The sequence below is a fragment of the Mesorhizobium sp. M7A.F.Ca.US.006.04.2.1 genome (genome assembly GCF_004022915.1).
Taxonomy (GTDB): Bacteria; Pseudomonadota; Alphaproteobacteria; order Rhizobiales; family Rhizobiaceae; genus Mesorhizobium; species Mesorhizobium ciceri.
Genome location: NZ_RZQA01001131.1, coordinates 1 through 1599 on the forward strand (window position 1 = coordinate 1; position 1599 = coordinate 1599).

Here is a 1599-nt window from a genome sequence, read left to right on the forward strand (position 1 = left end):
CGGTTGGGCAGCAACCGGTTTGGTGAGGATGGACTACAGCAAGGTATGCCCGGCCTCGACCAGAAACCGCCTCGCCGCGGCCTGATCCGTGGCTTTCACCAGGAGATGGTCGCCATCGAAAGTGGACACCACGAAGATGCCCAACCCGTTTTCCGACAACGGCCTGATGACCGACAGCACGATACCGGTTTCGTCGAAGGCGAACGGGCCCAGGAGCTTGAAGGCCACCCAGTCGATATCCTGCTTGACGGCATGCGGCACGCGGTCCTGCAGGCAAACGATCGAAAGCTCGTCGTCGGTCCTTGTGATGCTGACGAAGCCTGGTCCGTCCGCCCAACCGGGAATGGTTTCGCCCGCCGCCAGCCGGGAAACCGCGTAAGACCCCGGGAGTTGCTTAAGCCTGACCTTGGCAGCCATTATCGAAATCCTTCCTCAGATCGCCGGTGATCCCGCTAGCCTCTTGCTCATATAGACCGTCATGCCGCCCATGAACGGCTCGTCCCGATCCACGATATAGCCCTGCCTCTTGTAGAGCGATACGTTCGCCTCGAACGCGCCATTGGTCAGCAGGCGAAGCTCGTCGCGGCCCGACTCGATCGCCTTGCGCTCGGCCCACTCCAGCAACAGCCGGCCAATCCCCCTGCCCTGCGCATCCGGTGCGACACAGACATTCTCGATCCACAGGTGATCCTCGGCCAGCATGGTTTCAATCATTCCCACGATCCGATCATCCTCGACGGCGAGATCGAACGGATGCTCGGCAACAGCCTTCTCGTAGTCGGCGCGCATCGGCAGAGGCTCGCGGCCGATCACCGCTACCCATTTGGCATAGGCGGCGCGCACGATATCCCGGATCGCGGCGGCGTCAGCGGGCGCGGCCGGCCGAAGCCGGATGGAAGAATTGTTGGTCATCAAACTGCTCCAGACATGAAAAATCCCGCCGGCGGTTTCGCGGGCGGGGCTGGAAACGAAAGAACCGGGTCTATCCTGCCGGTCTTTGTCGTCGCGCAGTCAGCTTGCCGCTCCGCACTGTGCAGGGCGACGTCGCTTGGTGTTGGCAGGCGCGAAAACGAACATGGCGCCAAGTTGGAACAGGAAGCGCGGCGATGTCAAGGCGACCGCTCGATCGACAGTGTCTCGCATCGGCGACAAGGTTCTGGTCCTCGCGCCCGCAGGGCATAGAATCGCTATATGCTTTGTGCCAACGGCAGCTGATCGATGGGCAAACTATGACCGGGACGCTGAACAAAGCGGTGCGGATGGTGGCCATCCTGAACCTGGCCTATTTCGGGATCGAATTTGCCGTAGCCGTTTGGATCGGATCGGTATCGCTGTTCGCGGACAGCATCGATTTTCTGGAGGACGCATCCGTCAATCTCCTGATCATGGTCGCGTTGGGCTGGACCGTCCGCAATCGAGCGCGGCTCGGAATGGCGCTGGCCGGGATACTTCTGATCCCCGCATTGGCGACCCTTTGGACAGCCTGGGAGAAATTCAACATTCCAATTCCGCCAGCTCCCGTTCCGCTAACGCTCACGGCGGCTGGCGCGATGCTCGTCAACCTGTCGTGCGCGCTCATGCTCGCTCGCTATCGCCATC

The 1599-nt window shown here is 61.4% G+C and carries 2 protein-coding genes and 1 pseudogene; 1 reads left to right on the forward strand and 2 read right to left on the reverse strand.

The annotated features are described in order from the left end of the window. Positions 1-33: 33 nt before the first annotated feature. Both EN925_RS35070 and EN925_RS35075 read right to left on the reverse strand, forming a co-directional pair. On the reverse strand, positions 34-417 hold the full coding sequence (locus EN925_RS35070; protein WP_063172670.1) for an ACT domain-containing protein: 384 nt from the start codon (positions 415-417) through the stop codon (positions 34-36). A 15-nt stretch (positions 418-432) separates the two neighbouring features. Further along, complete coding sequence (locus EN925_RS35075; protein ID WP_024501788.1) at positions 433-912, reverse strand: GNAT family N-acetyltransferase; 480 nt, start codon at positions 910-912, stop codon at positions 433-435. A gap of 317 nt (positions 913-1229) precedes the next feature. On the opposite strand from EN925_RS35075, the pseudogene EN925_RS35080 reads away from it, so the two are divergent. After that, a pseudogene (locus EN925_RS35080) lies at positions 1230-1599 on the forward strand (cation diffusion facilitator family transporter); the annotation flags it as partial.